General features: G+C 37.9%; 13 protein-coding genes. 5 read left to right on the top strand and 8 right to left on the bottom strand.

The genetic code is table 11. From position 1 onward, the window contains the following. Positions 1-9 precede the first annotated feature (9 nt). The 4 genes from ABJQ32_12015 to ABJQ32_12000 all read right to left on the bottom strand — a co-directional run bounded on the left by ABJQ32_12015 (position 10) and on the right by ABJQ32_12000 (position 5,271). Complete coding sequence (locus ABJQ32_12015) at positions 10-1,131, bottom strand: carboxypeptidase-like regulatory domain-containing protein (GenBank protein MEP5290367.1); 1,122 nt, start codon at positions 1,129-1,131, stop codon at positions 10-12. Positions 1,132-1,258: 127 nt separating this feature from the next. Next, complete coding sequence (locus ABJQ32_12010; protein MEP5290366.1) at positions 1,259-3,892, bottom strand: FtsX-like permease family protein; 2,634 nt, start codon at positions 3,890-3,892, stop codon at positions 1,259-1,261. After that, positions 3,889-4,227: a PadR family transcriptional regulator gene (locus tag ABJQ32_12005; protein ID MEP5290365.1), complete on the bottom strand. Its 339-nt coding sequence runs from the start codon at positions 4,225-4,227 to the stop codon at positions 3,889-3,891. Before ABJQ32_12005 ends, ABJQ32_12010 begins: the two co-directional genes overlap by 4 nt. A gap of 153 nt (positions 4,228-4,380) precedes the next feature. After that, the gene (locus ABJQ32_12000; GenBank protein ID MEP5290364.1) at positions 4,381-5,271 is read right to left on the bottom strand and encodes a hypothetical protein; all 891 of its coding nucleotides are present in this window, start codon (positions 5,269-5,271) and stop codon (positions 4,381-4,383) included. Positions 5,272-5,491: 220 nt separating this feature from the next. Here ABJQ32_12000 and ABJQ32_11995 point away from each other — a divergent pair, with 220 nt between their 5' ends. Next, positions 5,492-6,862: an amidohydrolase family protein gene (locus ABJQ32_11995; protein MEP5290363.1), complete on the top strand. Its 1,371-nt coding sequence runs from the start codon at positions 5,492-5,494 to the stop codon at positions 6,860-6,862. Here ABJQ32_11995 and ABJQ32_11990 read toward each other — a convergent pair. Then, entirely contained in the window at positions 6,859-7,308 is a 450-nt protein-coding gene (locus ABJQ32_11990; protein MEP5290362.1) for a MarR family transcriptional regulator, read from the bottom strand. The genes ABJQ32_11995 and ABJQ32_11990 overlap by 4 nt on opposite strands. Positions 7,309-7,413: 105 nt before the next feature. Between ABJQ32_11990 and ABJQ32_11985 the strand changes: the two genes are divergently transcribed. Further along, positions 7,414-7,848, top strand: a complete 435-nt coding sequence (locus ABJQ32_11985; GenBank protein MEP5290361.1) for a nuclear transport factor 2 family protein — start codon at positions 7,414-7,416, stop codon at positions 7,846-7,848. Between the two features lie 21 nt (positions 7,849-7,869). On the opposite strand, the gene ABJQ32_11980 is transcribed toward ABJQ32_11985, so the two are convergent. Both ABJQ32_11980 and ABJQ32_11975 read right to left on the bottom strand, forming a co-directional pair. Then, complete coding sequence (locus ABJQ32_11980) at positions 7,870-8,226, bottom strand: ArsC/Spx/MgsR family protein (GenBank protein MEP5290360.1); 357 nt, start codon at positions 8,224-8,226, stop codon at positions 7,870-7,872. Positions 8,227-8,229: 3 nt separating this feature from the next. Then, a complete protein-coding gene (locus ABJQ32_11975; GenBank protein ID MEP5290359.1) occupies positions 8,230-9,057 on the bottom strand; it encodes a DUF3667 domain-containing protein in 828 nt (275 codons plus the stop codon). A 71-nt stretch (positions 9,058-9,128) separates the two neighbouring features. Between ABJQ32_11975 and ABJQ32_11970 the strand changes: the two genes are divergently transcribed. Together ABJQ32_11970 and ABJQ32_11965 are read left to right on the top strand one after the other, a co-directional pair. Beyond that, positions 9,129-10,256, top strand: coding sequence for a histidinol-phosphate transaminase (locus ABJQ32_11970; protein ID MEP5290358.1), 1,128 nt, complete (start codon positions 9,129-9,131; stop codon positions 10,254-10,256). A 96-nt stretch (positions 10,257-10,352) separates the two neighbouring features. Continuing rightward, positions 10,353-10,943, top strand: coding sequence for a thioredoxin family protein (locus ABJQ32_11965; GenBank protein ID MEP5290357.1), 591 nt, complete (start codon positions 10,353-10,355; stop codon positions 10,941-10,943). Here ABJQ32_11965 and ABJQ32_11960 read toward each other — a convergent pair. Next, the gene (locus tag ABJQ32_11960; GenBank protein MEP5290356.1) at positions 10,940-13,009 is read right to left on the bottom strand and encodes a transketolase C-terminal domain-containing protein; all 2,070 of its coding nucleotides are present in this window, start codon (positions 13,007-13,009) and stop codon (positions 10,940-10,942) included. The two genes, ABJQ32_11965 and ABJQ32_11960, sit on opposite strands and share 4 nt — an antisense overlap. Positions 13,010-13,305: 296 nt before the next feature. Here ABJQ32_11960 and ABJQ32_11955 point away from each other — a divergent pair, with 296 nt between their 5' ends. After that, positions 13,306-14,439: a Fic family protein gene (locus ABJQ32_11955; protein MEP5290355.1), complete on the top strand. Its 1,134-nt coding sequence runs from the start codon at positions 13,306-13,308 to the stop codon at positions 14,437-14,439. Positions 14,440-14,515: the final 76 nt, after the last annotated feature.

Below are 14,515 nucleotides of genomic sequence, written 5' to 3'. Positions count from 1 at the left end.
GATTCTTATTTAATTACGATTTGTGTCTTCTAAATTGGCAGAAGCTTTAGTGCCTAATTTCATGAAATTGAAGCCTTCCCAAAAAGTATCTGAGAAATTATCCTGTGCCTCTTCAAAGAATGAATCATGTTGAGTTAGAAGGTAGATATCCTCAGGAAATTCATCAATTGCTTTGGACTCATTGATGACCAGAAGCGCATTATAATCAAATTCATGATTGGTGCTGGTGCCAGTAAATGAGACACTAATCATTTCATATAGTCCATTTTTCTTCTCATATTCTTCTACCCACGATACGGATTCCCAATGTGACCAATCATCAATTACTGGGAAATATTCGATCTTAATAATGGCAAGGCTTTCTTCATCAATATAGAGTTTTCCTTTTGTATTTCCTTTACTGTTTTTTCTAGGTTCAAATTCGACAATAATCACTTCTTTGGAACCAATTGAAGTTGCTCCTGAGTAGAAGTAGTCATAGTCTTTTCTGTTTTTTGTACTTAGAAAGGAATCTGTTCGCCATATTGAGGAGTGCGCCATATCACTCGCATTTCCACCAAGAACATCGTTGATAATATCTAGCTCTTTGAATACTTTTTTCCTTGTCCTCAAAGGCCTCACTAGCGGGTATTGTAATTTATCAATATTGCTGGGGGAGTAAATATCCATGATCCCTTCAGCCACATAATAGAATTCTTTCCAGTTAGACATAGATTCCTTATAAAAACCAACCATATGCTGGCGTTCCATAGAATAATTGATATGAAATCGATTAAATACTTTTTCCATTATGAATGGCCCTGTTCTAACTACAACTTCATCCAATGTGGTGATTGATGGCTGAAGAAAAATAGTATGATATCCTTCTATGTCTTGCACGGATTTAGAATAGGAATCATAGCCCATGTAAGAAATTTCAATCTGCGCGTCTTCAGATTCCAAATCAGCTATTGAAATAATAAACTCTCCATCAATGTTAGAGATGTTGATAACATCATCGATTACTACATGTGCAAAAGGAATTGGCTCATTACTTTCTTTATCGCGGATGATCCCTTTCACCGAATATGGATCAGGAACAGAGAAAAAAGAAATCAATGCCAATGCGAGTGTAAAGGCTGAGTGAAACATAAGAGGTGATCATTTATTTCACTTCAAATATAGCTCTGAAATGCATTTAAGCATTGATTTTTTCGATAAAATTTATCAAATGATAATATCGGTTTTGTAAGGATCTAACCTTAGATTAAATTCTTAGCTATTCATACTTCAATGATTTAATTGGATTTGCATTTGCTGCTCTTACTACATGGAAACTGATCGTTGCTAAAGCAATTACTAATGCAAGCAAACCTCCTACGAAGAAAATGAGTGGATTTATTTCTATACGATAGGCGAAATTATCTAACCACCCTGAGAGAAATAAGAAAGTGAGAGGTGTTGCTAAAACAAAAGCTATCAAAATCATCAATGCGAAATTTTTTGACAAAATGGTAAGCAACTCCATAGTTGAAGCTCCCATTACCTTTCGAATGCCTACTTCCTTTATCCTTCTTTGAATAGAGATAGAAGCCAATCCAAAAAGTCCCATACAGCCAATAAAAATGGAGAGGACAGCAATAATTGTAATGACAGATCCCATCTGTTGATCAGACTCGTAGAGTTGCTGCATATGGTCATCCAGAAACTCATACCTTATTGGGTAGTCAGTAACAAACTGATTGTAAATTCTTTCTACATCTTGAATAGATTGAGTAATATTTTCCCCATTTATTTTAATAGACATCTCACTATACCCCCAGTCAGTGTGAACGACCATTGATAAAGTATTTACCTTATAATGTAGCGAGTTGAAATTAAAATTTTCTGTTACTCCTATGATCGTGCCCAATGAATCATCTGGATACCAGGCGTGAGCTGCCCGTTTGCCAACGGGATTTTCAAAGCCTAACTCATCAGCGAATGCTTTATTTATAATATACGCATTGCCATCATCTGTCTCAAAATCCTTTGAGAAAGTTCTACCTGATAGGAGCTTTATATCGTAGACATCCAAATAGTCATGATCTACAAATACATTGGAAGGAGTCAAACTAACAATGCCTGTATCTTTTCTAACCTTGAATCCCCATTGGTGGAAATTACTACCTAGTCTTTGGCCTGAAGCAGTTACCCCAAGAATGTTGGATTCTCCCAGCAATGCTTGCTTCATCTGCTCATACTTTTCTCCTGCTTCACCTCTCATTTGCACGAGTAGAATATGATCTTTTCCAAATCCAATGTCTTTGTTTTTCATAAAATTGAGTTGTTGCAAGACCACTAGTGTGCTCACAATCATACCAAGAGCTAAACTGAATTGGATGACAATAAGCGAGCTTCTGAAGTAGGACTTTTTCTCATAGGACTTGAATCCCTTCAAGACAATTACCGGCCTGAAAGAAGAAAGGTATAGAGAAGGATATAGTCCGGCCAGAACACCAAGTAAAAGTGTAGCTCCAATAATAACCATGACAATCTCTAAATTGGAAAAAAGTGTAACAATCCCAAATTGTCTATCGATCAGATTATTAAGAAGAGGCAAGGAGATGAATGCTAAAAAAATAGCAAATACGAGTGCCAGAGTTGCTAGTAATATTGATTCAACAATAAATTGGTTGAAAAGCTGACCTTTAACTGCTCCTATGGCTTTTCTTACACCCACTTCTTTTGCTCGATTACTCGCCCTTGCAGTGGTCAAATTCATGAAATTAAGCGAGGCTATAATTAAGATGAAAATACCAATGAGGATAAATATATCAATGTAAGTACCATTGAATTTTCGGTGATTATTGTAGTCGTGCTCAATATCAGTTGAGGCCAGGTGAACATCTGGTAATGGTTGTAGAAAGAGCTTGTAGAATTCATTGATATCATCATCCCTCTGAATGTGACTTGATAAATAATCTGGATAGCGCTTTGACATTGCATCTAAGTCAGCGTTTTCGTTTAGGACGAAGTAAGTATTTAAGAAATTGCTTCCAAATTGATTATCAAACCCAGGATTATCTTGAGTGGATATTCTGATAGATAAAAGGATGTTGAATTGCAAATGAGAGTTTTCAGGTACATTTTCGATCACTCCTGTAATTTTACATTGATCACCATTGATTGTAAAAGTTTCTCCTAAAACGTCCATCTGGTTGAATAGCTTCAGAGCAGTTTCTTTCGAAATAATCGCATCGTATGGGTTATTCAGAGCAGTATTCCGATCTCCAGAAATAAAGGGAAAATCGAATATGCTCAGAAAACTACTATCCGCGCTGGAAATATTTTCAATCATTATTCTTTGATCACCGACTTCAATTAATTGCTCACCAAAGCTTCTAAAGCGGGTAAAATTCTCAATTTCAGGAAACTCGGCCGTCATCGTTGGCCCCATCCCTGGCATGCTGAGAGCTACGTTTTGTGTGTTAGTTCCAGGAAAGCTTTGTACTTCGCAAAGCCTATAGATTGTGTCCTTCTTTTCATGGAACGCATCAAAGGAACGCTCATCTTTGATAAAGAGAAAGATGACCATACATGCAGCCATGCCGATAGATAGACTCAGAATGTTGATAGTGGAAAAACCCTTGTATTTCATAAGGTTTCTCCATGCAGATTTTAGGTAATTTTTTAACATGCCGTAATTATTTAAGTTTTTGTGTCCTTCAAAATTTTTAATGATACCGGGTCTGAACATGAATAGTATATCTCTTATAAAAAGTGTTTTAGCCCTTGATATACTACTTCCTGCCCTCTCCTCAAAAAGCTCTATGAGATCTCCCTCTAAGTCTTCTACAAGATCAGGATCGCAAAACCAGCGAAAGAATCTTAGCAACTTTTGTGGAGGTTTTATATGGACGATTTTATTCATCCAAATTTGAAATCAAAAGCAACGGAGGGGATCGATTTCCAAAGCTGTTTTCTAGTTTCCATTACTTGTTCAAGTACCTTTTTTCCTTGTGGAGTTACTTCGTAGTATCGCTTTCGTTTTCCTCCACGAACAGCCGTGACTTCTCCAAATTCAGATTTCAGAAATCCCTTACTTTCCAATCTTTTGAGGGCGATGCGCATCGCGCCTAGGTTAACACCTCGTTTCAAGTGTTTTTCCATTTCTTCTTTGATAGTAATACCGTATGCTTCTTTGTAAAGCACAGCGACAGTGAGCATCACTACTTCTTCAAATTCTCCGATGGTTTCTTTTCCCATATCTATTTAAAATTACAATTGTTACCTAAATATATAAGTTACAATTGTAATCTTAATACTGACTATCAAGAAAAAGGTTACATAGGAAAAAAGACAGATAGGGAAAGAGCGTTAAATTTTTCGTAAATAGGCAATTAGCCTGACTGGAGATTTTTAATTAAGTTGACTTAAAATAGCTTGTTCGGCCTCTGATTGTAGGTTACGTTTCAAGAATTCGTAACCATCCCAGAAGTCAGATGAGCTTTCGATCACCACTTCATCTAGCAGAGGGCTATTCTCTTTTATGTACTCTTCATTTTCAGGAATCCTGATAAGTACCTCTAATTGATCCATGACAAGAGTAGCATCATATTGATAGCTATTCTCAGAACTCACTCCATGGAATCGAACGCTGGAAAGTTCAAAAGCGCCATCTCGAAATTGAAATTCTTCTGACCAGGAAACAGAACTCCATAATTTGGAATGTGAGGCGTCTGGTAAATAGGCTATTTTGATAATAGCTTTGCTATGCTGGTCAACATAAATTTTCCCTGAAGCTTCTCCTTTAGTTTTTATTGGCTCAAAACTAATAATGGATATATCGTAATTATTTAAGATAGAATCTCCTTCATATTTAAATGTGTAGTGCTCTCTGTTCTTATCACTCAAAAAAGAATTTGGTCTCCAAATCGAAGATCTAGCCATATCACTGGCGTTACCTAAGAGTATATATTCATCAGCTAGCTCTTTGAATGCCTTTTTTCTTGTCTTGATTGGCTTAATGTAAGCATTCTCTATTTGATTCAAATTAGATGGGATGTAGATATCAACAATACCATCTGCTAGATAGTACAAGGATTGTGAATCTGACATTGATTCTCTATAATATCCAACTTTGTGGATTCTGCTCATTTCATAATTGATATGAAACCGATCAAATACCGTTTCCATCAGCGAATGCCCTTTCTGAATTCTAATTTCAGAAGAGTCATTTCCCTTATCGCCTTGTTCACTAAATAAACTGAATGGTAGGGAGAGTATTAAAACAAATGCATTAAGTGACAAACCGCTATTATTTGGTATGATACAAACTTAGAAAGTGAAGGAAGCGATTTTGGTTATTGATTTCACTCATTTGTATATAAGTATTCTGCTTAATGCTTACTAGATGGCAATACTTAAAGTAAAACTTTAAGTAAAAACACATGCCAGATAGATTTTATCCTTTCATCACAATTTGATTTATACTGATCGATAGTATGCGTATCTTCATCCAAAATTTTCTATGAAGCACTTTATTCCAATCATCCTCCTCATTGTATCCTGCCAGGCGCAAAGCCCAACTTCCGATCTGGACTCATCTGTTACGGTCATTCGAAATGTCAATATCATAAATATTCAAGATGGGAGTATTTCGGAAGGGCAAAATGTAATTGTGGAAGAAGGAAAGATTGGAGCGATAGATGCAAAATCAAAAAACTTTGGTGATGCAATAGTGATTGATGGAACAGGAAAATATGTAATGCCGGGGCTAGCTGAGATGCATGCACATATTCCTTCTCCACAGTGGGGGAGAGATAATACCGATGAAACTCTTTTTCTATACCTGTCCAATGGGGTAACAACCATCCGAGGTATGTTAGGACATCCATCACATTTAGAATTGAGAAAAAAGTCGGAAAACAATGAAATTTTAAGCCCGCGAATTTTTATTTCTAGTCCTTCAGTTAATGGTAACTCTGTAAAAACAGTGGAAGAGGCGATTGAAAAAGTAACGCAGTTCAAAAATGATGGTTACGATTTTTTGAAGATTCACCCTGGTCTTCAGAAAGAAGTTTTTGATCAGATTGTAAAGACTGGAAAAGAAGTAGGGATAGGATTTTCCGGACATGTACCAGTAGATATCGGAGTAAGACATGCAATCAATAGTGGTTATGGATCTATTGATCATGTAGACGGGTTTTTGGAAGGGATGGTGCCGGAAAGCGAGAATGTTGATCCAAATCAGAATGGATTCTTCGGATTCAATTTTACTGATTTAGTGGATGAGACCTTGATGGAAGAGCTAATTAATTTGACACGGGAAAATAGCGTTTGGGTAGTGCCCACTCAAAGTTTGTTTGACAGATGGTTTTCTCCTATTGACCCAGAGGTACTTGCTGATGAGCCTGAAATGAAATACATGCCAAAATCAACACTTGATCAATGGGTGAGTAATAAAAAGGGATTGATTTCAAGTTCAGAGTATAATCCGGAAAAATGGGAAAGATTTAATAGTCTCAGAAAAAAACTAATTTTTTCGCTGCAAAAAAATGGTCATGGTCTGTTGCTAGGTTCAGATGCTCCACAGGTTTTTAATGTGCCAGGTTTTTCGATTCATCATGAGTTGAAAGGAATGATAGATGCTGGAGTTACACCTCTTCAAGCAATACAGGCAGGAACAATTAATCCAGCAAAATTTTTTAATATGGAAGGCGAATTTGGAGAAGTGAAAGCAGGAGCTAGTGCTGATCTAATTTTATTGAATAATAATCCGCTCAAGGATCTATCCAACCTAAAAAAACCTGCAGGTGTAATGGTTAGAGGCCAATGGATTGATCGTGCAGCTATTGATAAGGAGCTAGAGAAAATTGCTGAAAGAGCTAAGAATATTTAAGATTTATTTGCAGCAGAAATGTTGGCTTCTATTAGGGCTTTTATCTCCAGTAGTTGATCAAGCTGATCAGAAGTAAAACCACCAAACAGAGTATTTCTAATTTCGATTACCAGAGGATGAGTAGCATCTATTTTAGCTTTTCCTTTTTTTGTAAGCACAAGCAAAAACTTCCTTCTGTCATCAGGAGAGGTTTCACGATTTAGCAGTTCTTTTTTTTCAAGTAAGTCCAAAATGCGCGTGAGCGTGGGATTGTCTTTTGACATAATCTCTGCTATCTCAGCTTGATGCTTTGGTCCATGATCACTGAGCACCATCAGTACAGCAAATTGCTCCAAGGTTAGTCCTACATCGTTTTTCTTTAAAATATCAGCAGAAAACCTGCGCATATTTCTACTCAGCGATTCAATCAAATATCCGGGGCTAGTGCCCATTTTGTCAAATTTCATCAGTTTTTCTAAAGAATATGAAACCTAAATCTAGTTATAGAGTATAAGTTAGCTAGCTAATTATTAGTGTGCTAATTAATTTAATTTAAATCTAAAAACACGAAAATGAAAACTACCTTTTTAATTGTATTTGCTTCTCTTTTTGCTTCAGCAGTATGCTCTCAATCTAAAGATGAAACTGAAGCGGTAAAAACTGTGATAACGAAACTTGTAGAGGGTGTTGACAAACAAGATGGGAAAATGTTAGCAGATGTATTTCATGAGACTTCAGGAATATTTGCTTTTACACCCGATGGTACAGGAATGCTTACTGTGACAGCAGAGCAGTTTGCGGGAATGCATGCTTCAGGAAAGTTTGGAGGGCGTAAGAGGAAAATGGAAATCAAAGGCCTGGACATAAACGACGAAGGCTTAATTGCTTCGGCTATTGTACATGCATATGATAAGAAAGTCTTTTACGATTATCGATTAACGCTATTTAAAATTGATGGTAAGTGGGGAATTGTTTCTTTTGGTCAGCGATCTCGAAAGAACGGTTGATGTTTGTTCTCTGGAGAGTTTTTAGCTCTCCAGAATTTTTCTTAGTTCCTCTATCGTTTTCTTACTGTTTCCAACAAATATTTGATCATCGAGAATAAAAACTGGGCGTTTGAGAAATGTGTATTCTCCTTGAATCAGATTACGATAATCTTCCTCTGATAAATTTTTATCCCCCAATCCCATCGACCGATATTTCATAGCCTTTCTAGAAAAAAGTGATTCGTAAGTCCCACTTAATTCCTTCATTAGATCAACCTGCTCAAAAGTCATCTGTTCAGTTTTGATATCTTGCTGATCAAAGTTCGAGATAAGGTCGCCAAGCTCATCCATGATTCGCTTGCAGGTGGTACAGGTGGATAAATAATAAACTTTTTTCATATGTCAAGTAGACCAAAATGTGATGAAAAATAAAAAGATTCTATAAGTATAAATTGCAACAGCAAAACTTATTATTCCCAGTGTTGAATTCAATATAGCTCGCAGTTTCGAAAAATTAAAGAAAGAAATTTCGGAGCGAATTAAAAAGTAGAGTAATAAAACCAAAGCGATAGAAGTGACGAGCATCTCTGATATGATGTGCCCCAATCCTATGAAACGGAGAAAATGCATGAGCACCCCTTGAAACTGAACACCAACGATTATCATGAAAGTTACTAGCTCAAATGACAATACTAGGTGCTCTGAAAGGTAGAATCTAGTTGGGTTATGAAAGAGCCACTGAAGTAATGCTATAATAACCACTACCAGTATGAGAAAGACTTTTGATAACTCTTTCGTCTTTGAGTTATATACAACTTCATACTCTTGGAAAGTTGTTTGTTCATTCGCTACTTTTTTATGAACAAGTTCACTTGCCAAATCACTATGAACAAAATTGTACGTTGATATCTGGTTTCCCAAGCTTGAATGGAAGGTGGTGAATAAGGGGAATAAGAAATAAACCAGGTTTGCGAATAAGAAAATAGCAATGGGGCGCATGTATTTCTTTCTTCTTCCATCCATGAAATCTCTTGAAAACCTTCCAGAGTTAAGCAATATGCTTTTTAACGTCCTCCAAAATTTGCTATCAGCGAATGATATTGCATTGATGAATTCGCCAATCAAATACTTTAACTTTTGATCTTCACTGGTAATTACTTTTTCTCCACATATGTTGCAGTAATTTCCTGAAAATTTATTGCTGCATGTTTTGCATGTCTGTTTCTCCAAAACCTATAATGGGGACTAATGAATACTAATTCCTCAAATTAGTAAATTACTGATATACCTACCTCAAAAAAATGATGAGTATCAACAGACGACAATGGCTTCAACAAAGTTTGCTTGCCTCAACTTCAGTCTTGCTTGCAGGAGTACCTATAGCACAAGGATGCGCGAGTGAGCGACCGAAAGATTTTAGAGAAAAGGACAATCTGATTTTGCTTAACTGGAACGAAAATCCTTACGGACCTTCAGAGTCTGCCGTCAAAGCGGTGAGTGATGCTATGCAGTATGCAAATCGCTATCCGGATGAAGTAGTGGTTGAGTTGAAAAAGAAGTTGGCTAAAAACAATGAACTCCAAGAAGAAAACTTCTTTTTGACAGCTGGATCAACTGAAGTTTTAAGTTTACTCGGGCAGCATGTATCACTGCAGAAAGGAGAAATTCTTGCTCCATCACCAACATTTCCAACTGCTCTTCGATTTGGAGAACAAACTGGGGCCACAGTCAAAAGAGTAAAGCTGGATGGAGATGATCGAATAGATTTAGATAGGCTACTTCAAGCAATATCGCCTAAAACCACGATGGTGTTTATCTGTAATCCTAACAACCCTACAGGAACAGAAGTGAATACGGCTGATCTGACGAATTTTTGTAAAAGAGTACCCGAAAACGTATTGATCTGTGTAGACGAGGCATATATAGAATATTCTAATGCTGGATTGGAGGGGAGTATGATTAGCCTCGTGCGCCAACTACCAAACTTGATTATATGCAGAACTTTTTCCAAGACATATGGGCTGGCGGGATTAAGAATAGGGTTTGCGGTATCTCAAGAGCAAAATATTCAAGCATTAAGAGCAAGGCATTTAGGCGCAGAAATTTCGACGGGATGGCCCCAGCTAGTTGCAGCAAGAGCATCTCTGGACGATACTGAATTTCTAAATAGATGTATTAACAAAAACAATGAAGGAAAGGAAATTCTCTATAAAGCATATGATGATTGGGGAGTGCGCTACAATCCCTCTTCTACAAACTTTGTTTATGCTAGAGATGATCGTTTTGAAAGCAATCTAGTTGCTAAAATGAGAGATAAAGGTATCCTTATTACAAAGTGGCCCAGTATGACGAATCATATTCGAGTAAGTATTGGTAGACCTGAACAATTGAGAAAGTTTATTCAAGTGGCAGAAGAATTTTTGATTTGATCTTCCATTTGGTCGTGGGGCTAACTTTTCGGAATTGATTTTCTCTTTTTTTGAACTTCTGCTAATTGAAAATTGTAGTTGTTTGAAATTTCAAAAATGGATTTAAAGAAGATAGTTTCTGAAGCATTAAACAATTCGTTCTCTGCAGAAGAATATCAGGTGATGTTGGCAAATTATGCAGTTGAGGGGAAAACTTCTGGAGAGCAAAAAGAAGACTTGATTTATTATACCAAGCTAAATGCTCAACGTTCCAAACGAATTGGTAAGACTGCAGTCTTAATACCTGATTTAGTTGACAAGATTAAATCCTTACCTAAGCAAACCTGGCTTTTGATCACTGAAACCTGGTGTGGTGATGCTGCCAATAGCGTTCCTTTGCTAGCAAAATTGGCAGAATTGAATCCTAAAATTGAACTGAGAATTGTGCTTAGAGATGAGAATTTGGAGCTAATGGATCAGTTCCTGACAAAGGGAGGAAGGTCTATTCCAAAATTGATTGCTTTGGATGAAGAACTCAATGTGCTTTTTGACTGGGGACCAAGACCAAAAGAAGCCCAAGAACTATACTGGAGCTGGAGAGAGCGTGAAGACCGAGAACCTTATAAAGAGTTTCAGGTCGTTCTCCAAAAATGGTATAACGATAATAAGCTTGAAGCTATTCAGGAAGAGATTGGAGAGTTCATTTAAAACTCCACAATCTCTCTCATCTTCTCAGCAATTCGTTCTATGTTGGGCACCACTGATTCCATCAGTGGCACATTGTGAGGGAGTGGAATATCCGGCATGGCAATTCGCTCTACTGGAGCATCTAGGTAGCTAAACCCTTCAGAGGCAAGTACTGCAGCTATTTCAGCTCCAAACCCTGCTGTCATCGCGTCTTCATGTACAATGAGGCATCTATTTGTTTTCTTGATAGAATTTAGTACCGCTTCCTTGTCCCATGGCATGATTGTACGGAGGTCAATGACATCTGCTGAGATTCCTGTTTCGTCCACTGCTCCTTCGGATTGCTCACACATGGCTCCCCAGGTAACAATAGTTATATCACTACCCTCCCTTAGGAGGTTTGCTTTTCCGAATGGTACAATGAATTCGTCTCCTGGATATGGTCGGCGCGCATATCGGTTATCATTCAAGTTTCTATGTTCGAAGAACATGGTTGGATTGTCTGAGCGCATAGAAGAACGAATCAATCCAGCTGCATCTTGTGCATTGCTTGGGAATGCTACTTGCCATCCAATGGCATGTGCAAACATTACTTCATTGGTTACCGAGTGCCATGGATCTCCCACTTTAGCAAAACCTCCAGGCATTCTCACGACTATAGGAGCAGCAAATCTATTCGCTGTTCTCCATCGTGTAGTACCACAGTTGTTAAGTTGCTCCATCGCCGGATCCGCATATTTCCTGAATTGTATTTCTGCAACTGGCATGAGCCCGGCATAAGCCATTCCTACTGCACGACCGATGATTCCCTCTTCTGAGAGCGAGGTGTCAAATACTCTTTCTTTTCCATACTTTGTCTGAAGTCCCATGGTTACTGCATGTACTCCACCCTTCATCCCCACATCTTCCCCAAAGACTAATACCTTAGGATTGGTTTTTAGTTCGTAATCCAGGGCAAGATTGATCGCTTCTCCAATATTGATTCTGCGCTTATCTGGATTTGCCTCTTCGCTGCTTGTAGGAAACTCAAACCCTGATGATCTTATCCCTCCAATATTTTGCACTTCGTCTTCTTCAGAGAAAACAAATTTTTTGATTTTAGCAGCATCAGGAGCTGGACGATTGAGTGCAGCTTCGATTGATTCATTGACTACTTTTTGAGCTTCTTGTTCCAGTGATTTCCATTCTTTCGAGGAAAACATTTTCTGGATGGCTTTCAATGGATCATTAGCCTGCTCTTTTTTCAACAGCTTTTCATCTTTGTAAGCCTGGTTGTCCTGGTAGGAGTGTCCGTTCAGACGTGGAACTGTCAATCTGACCAATGCTGGCCCTTTCCTGGAACGGACATGATCCGTACCCTCTTTAAGCAGTTTGTATACTTCCTCAGGATCCGTACCACTGCCATCCCAGATGTCTAAATTTTTGAATGATTTTAGATTTTCCGCAATGTTTTTTCCGGGTGTTTGAAATTCGCTACCTACAGAGATTCCGTATCCATTATCCTCTATGTAAAAAAGAACAGGCAGCTTCTGAGTAGTTGCAATAGTTAACGCTGACCAGAACCCATTCGTAGCTACAGATCCATCGCCACCAAGAATGGCTGCTATAGAATCTATGTATTTCTTATCTTTCAATGTTTTCGCATAGTATTCAATACTCTGTGCCCAGCCGATAGCCGGAGTATATTGAGCCCCTACATCACCTGCCATGGGCAGCACTACACAGCCACGATCTGATTCAGGCATGTTACACACGACACCAATGTCTCTTCCATCACTATATCCCCCTGATCGCGTAAGCGGAGCTGCGAGTGCATCCTCTACAGATAGACCTAAACCTATCATCAGAGGCCGGGATCGATAATATGCGCTTGCGGCATCTTTAGGTTTATCAAGTAAATGAGCTAGGATCAGCTGACCCAGTTCGTGCCCTCTTGCAGAAAATTGATAAAGTACTTTTTTCTCAGGAACGAGCTTATTTTCTTCAAGATCATCCATTGCTCTTGAGATGAGCATTTTCAGCGCGATTTCTTTCCAATCTATCGCAGATTCTTTCTTCTTTTTGGGTGCTGTTGCTGTTTTGGACATAGATAAATTTTTGGGAGCGCTAAGATACTCATGCAAAGGTTTGCGACGAAACCATTCATCAGATCGCCGCACAAAGAATTGATGTCTTATTTTTTTTAAACATTAAAAAATTAAATATTTGATGTTTAATAATTTGTTAGCATTAAAATAAAGGTCTACTTTCGGGTAAACATTAATTAATTTTTAATTTGATGTTTGTTTGATTGTAGACATTAAAAACAGTCGTCATTGCGAACGAAGTGAAGCAATCTCAAATTAAGATCACTTTGCTATGCTCGTGATGGCGTTATAAGACCATGCAAGAACCGCTTTTTCAAATAAATCCAGATCGTAACAAGCCTTGGAATGATTTACCAGATTTACCAATCCATCCTGAGCTCTATCGGACAGTGGACATTATGGAGCAACTTGCTAACGCAAAATCTGCTTTGGGAAGGTTACATGGTCGTTCTGTAGCTATTCCAAATCAGGGAGTCCTCATCAATACCATTAGCTTACAAGAAGCAAAGGCATCAAGTGAGATAGAGAATATATTCACAACAGATGACGAATTGTATCAGGCATATAGTGAAGAAGGGGAGGAAGCTGGAATCAAAGGAGCACCTAAAGAAGTGCTTCACTACAGAGAAGCACTATGGACGGGACATGAGCATCTCATGCAACATGAATCTTTTGATTTGAACTATTTTATCGAGATCTATCGTATGGTGAAACAAACGAATGACGGAATTAGGCCTCCAAGTGCGCATATTTATATCAAGCAAGGAGGTACCGGTCCAAATGCGGGAACAGCCATTTATACACCTCCAAGAGGGAAAGACATTCTTGAACAAAAGCTACAAAACTTGTTGGACTTTGTGAATGACGATGAGAAATACTCTATTGATCCACTTATCAAAATGGCGATAGCTCATTATCAATTTGAGGTGATACACCCATTTCGCGATGGAAATGGTAGGGCAGGGCGGATTTTCAATATCAATATCTTAACTCAGAAAGGCTTGCTTGATCTACCCATTCTCTTTTTAAGTAGGTATATCATTGATAACAAAAATGACTATTACTCATTGCTTGCTGGTGTTACGCAAAGAGCACTTTGGGAGCGTTGGATTTTATTTATGTTGAAAGCTGTAGAAGTGACAGCTAATCTTACGTTTGATAAAATCAATGATATACTTGCTGCCAGAGAAGGGATCATGCAGTCGATCGAAGAAGATACAAAAATCAGAAAACCTGAACAGCTGGTACAGATGATTTTCACTCAGCCATTGACCAAAGTGAGTCACTTAACTGACGCAAAGATTTATGCGGAAAATACGGCTAGGAATTATCTGAATGAGCTGGTGGATTTAGGCATTTTAGAAAAAAGAACAATATCAGGTCATCATTACTATTTGAACATGGAACTCTATCGCATTTTATCCGAATAATGCAATATGAAAAGTATAGTCTGCTTACTATTTTTCGAGCACCTTTGCGTAGGTTCTAAGAAAGTTTTGATAGGAA

The sequence above is a fragment of the Marinobacter alexandrii genome (assembly GCA_039984955.1).
Classification (GTDB): Bacteria; Bacteroidota; Bacteroidia; order Cytophagales; family Cyclobacteriaceae; genus Ekhidna.
This window is presented reverse-complemented; position numbering and strand designations above follow the sequence as displayed.

Bases quoted from the DNA above. Each gene is read 5' to 3' on its own strand.
- ABJQ32_12015 (MEP5290367.1), bottom strand. From the start codon at position 1,131: ATGTTTCACTCAGCCTTTACACTCGCATTGGCATTGATTTCTTTTTTC.
- ABJQ32_12010 (MEP5290366.1), bottom strand. From the start codon at position 3,892: ATGAATAAAATCGTCCATATAAAACCTCCACAAAAGTTGCTAAGATTC.
- ABJQ32_12005 (MEP5290365.1), bottom strand. From the start codon at position 4,227: ATGGGAAAAGAAACCATCGGAGAATTTGAAGAAGTAGTGATGCTCACT.
- ABJQ32_11995 (MEP5290363.1), top strand. From the start codon at position 5,492: ATGAAGCACTTTATTCCAATCATCCTCCTCATTGTATCCTGCCAGGCG.
- ABJQ32_11990 (MEP5290362.1), bottom strand. From the start codon at position 7,308: ATGAAATTTGACAAAATGGGCACTAGCCCCGGATATTTGATTGAATCG.
- ABJQ32_11985 (MEP5290361.1), top strand. From the start codon at position 7,414: ATGAAAACTACCTTTTTAATTGTATTTGCTTCTCTTTTTGCTTCAGCA.
- ABJQ32_11980 (MEP5290360.1), bottom strand. From the start codon at position 8,226: ATGAAAAAAGTTTATTATTTATCCACCTGTACCACCTGCAAGCGAATC.
- ABJQ32_11970 (MEP5290358.1), top strand. From the start codon at position 9,129: ATGATGAGTATCAACAGACGACAATGGCTTCAACAAAGTTTGCTTGCC.
- ABJQ32_11965 (MEP5290357.1), top strand. From the start codon at position 10,353: ATGGATTTAAAGAAGATAGTTTCTGAAGCATTAAACAATTCGTTCTCT.
- ABJQ32_11960 (MEP5290356.1), bottom strand. From the start codon at position 13,009: ATGTCCAAAACAGCAACAGCACCCAAAAAGAAGAAAGAATCTGCGATA.
- ABJQ32_11955 (MEP5290355.1), top strand. From the start codon at position 13,306: ATGCAAGAACCGCTTTTTCAAATAAATCCAGATCGTAACAAGCCTTGG.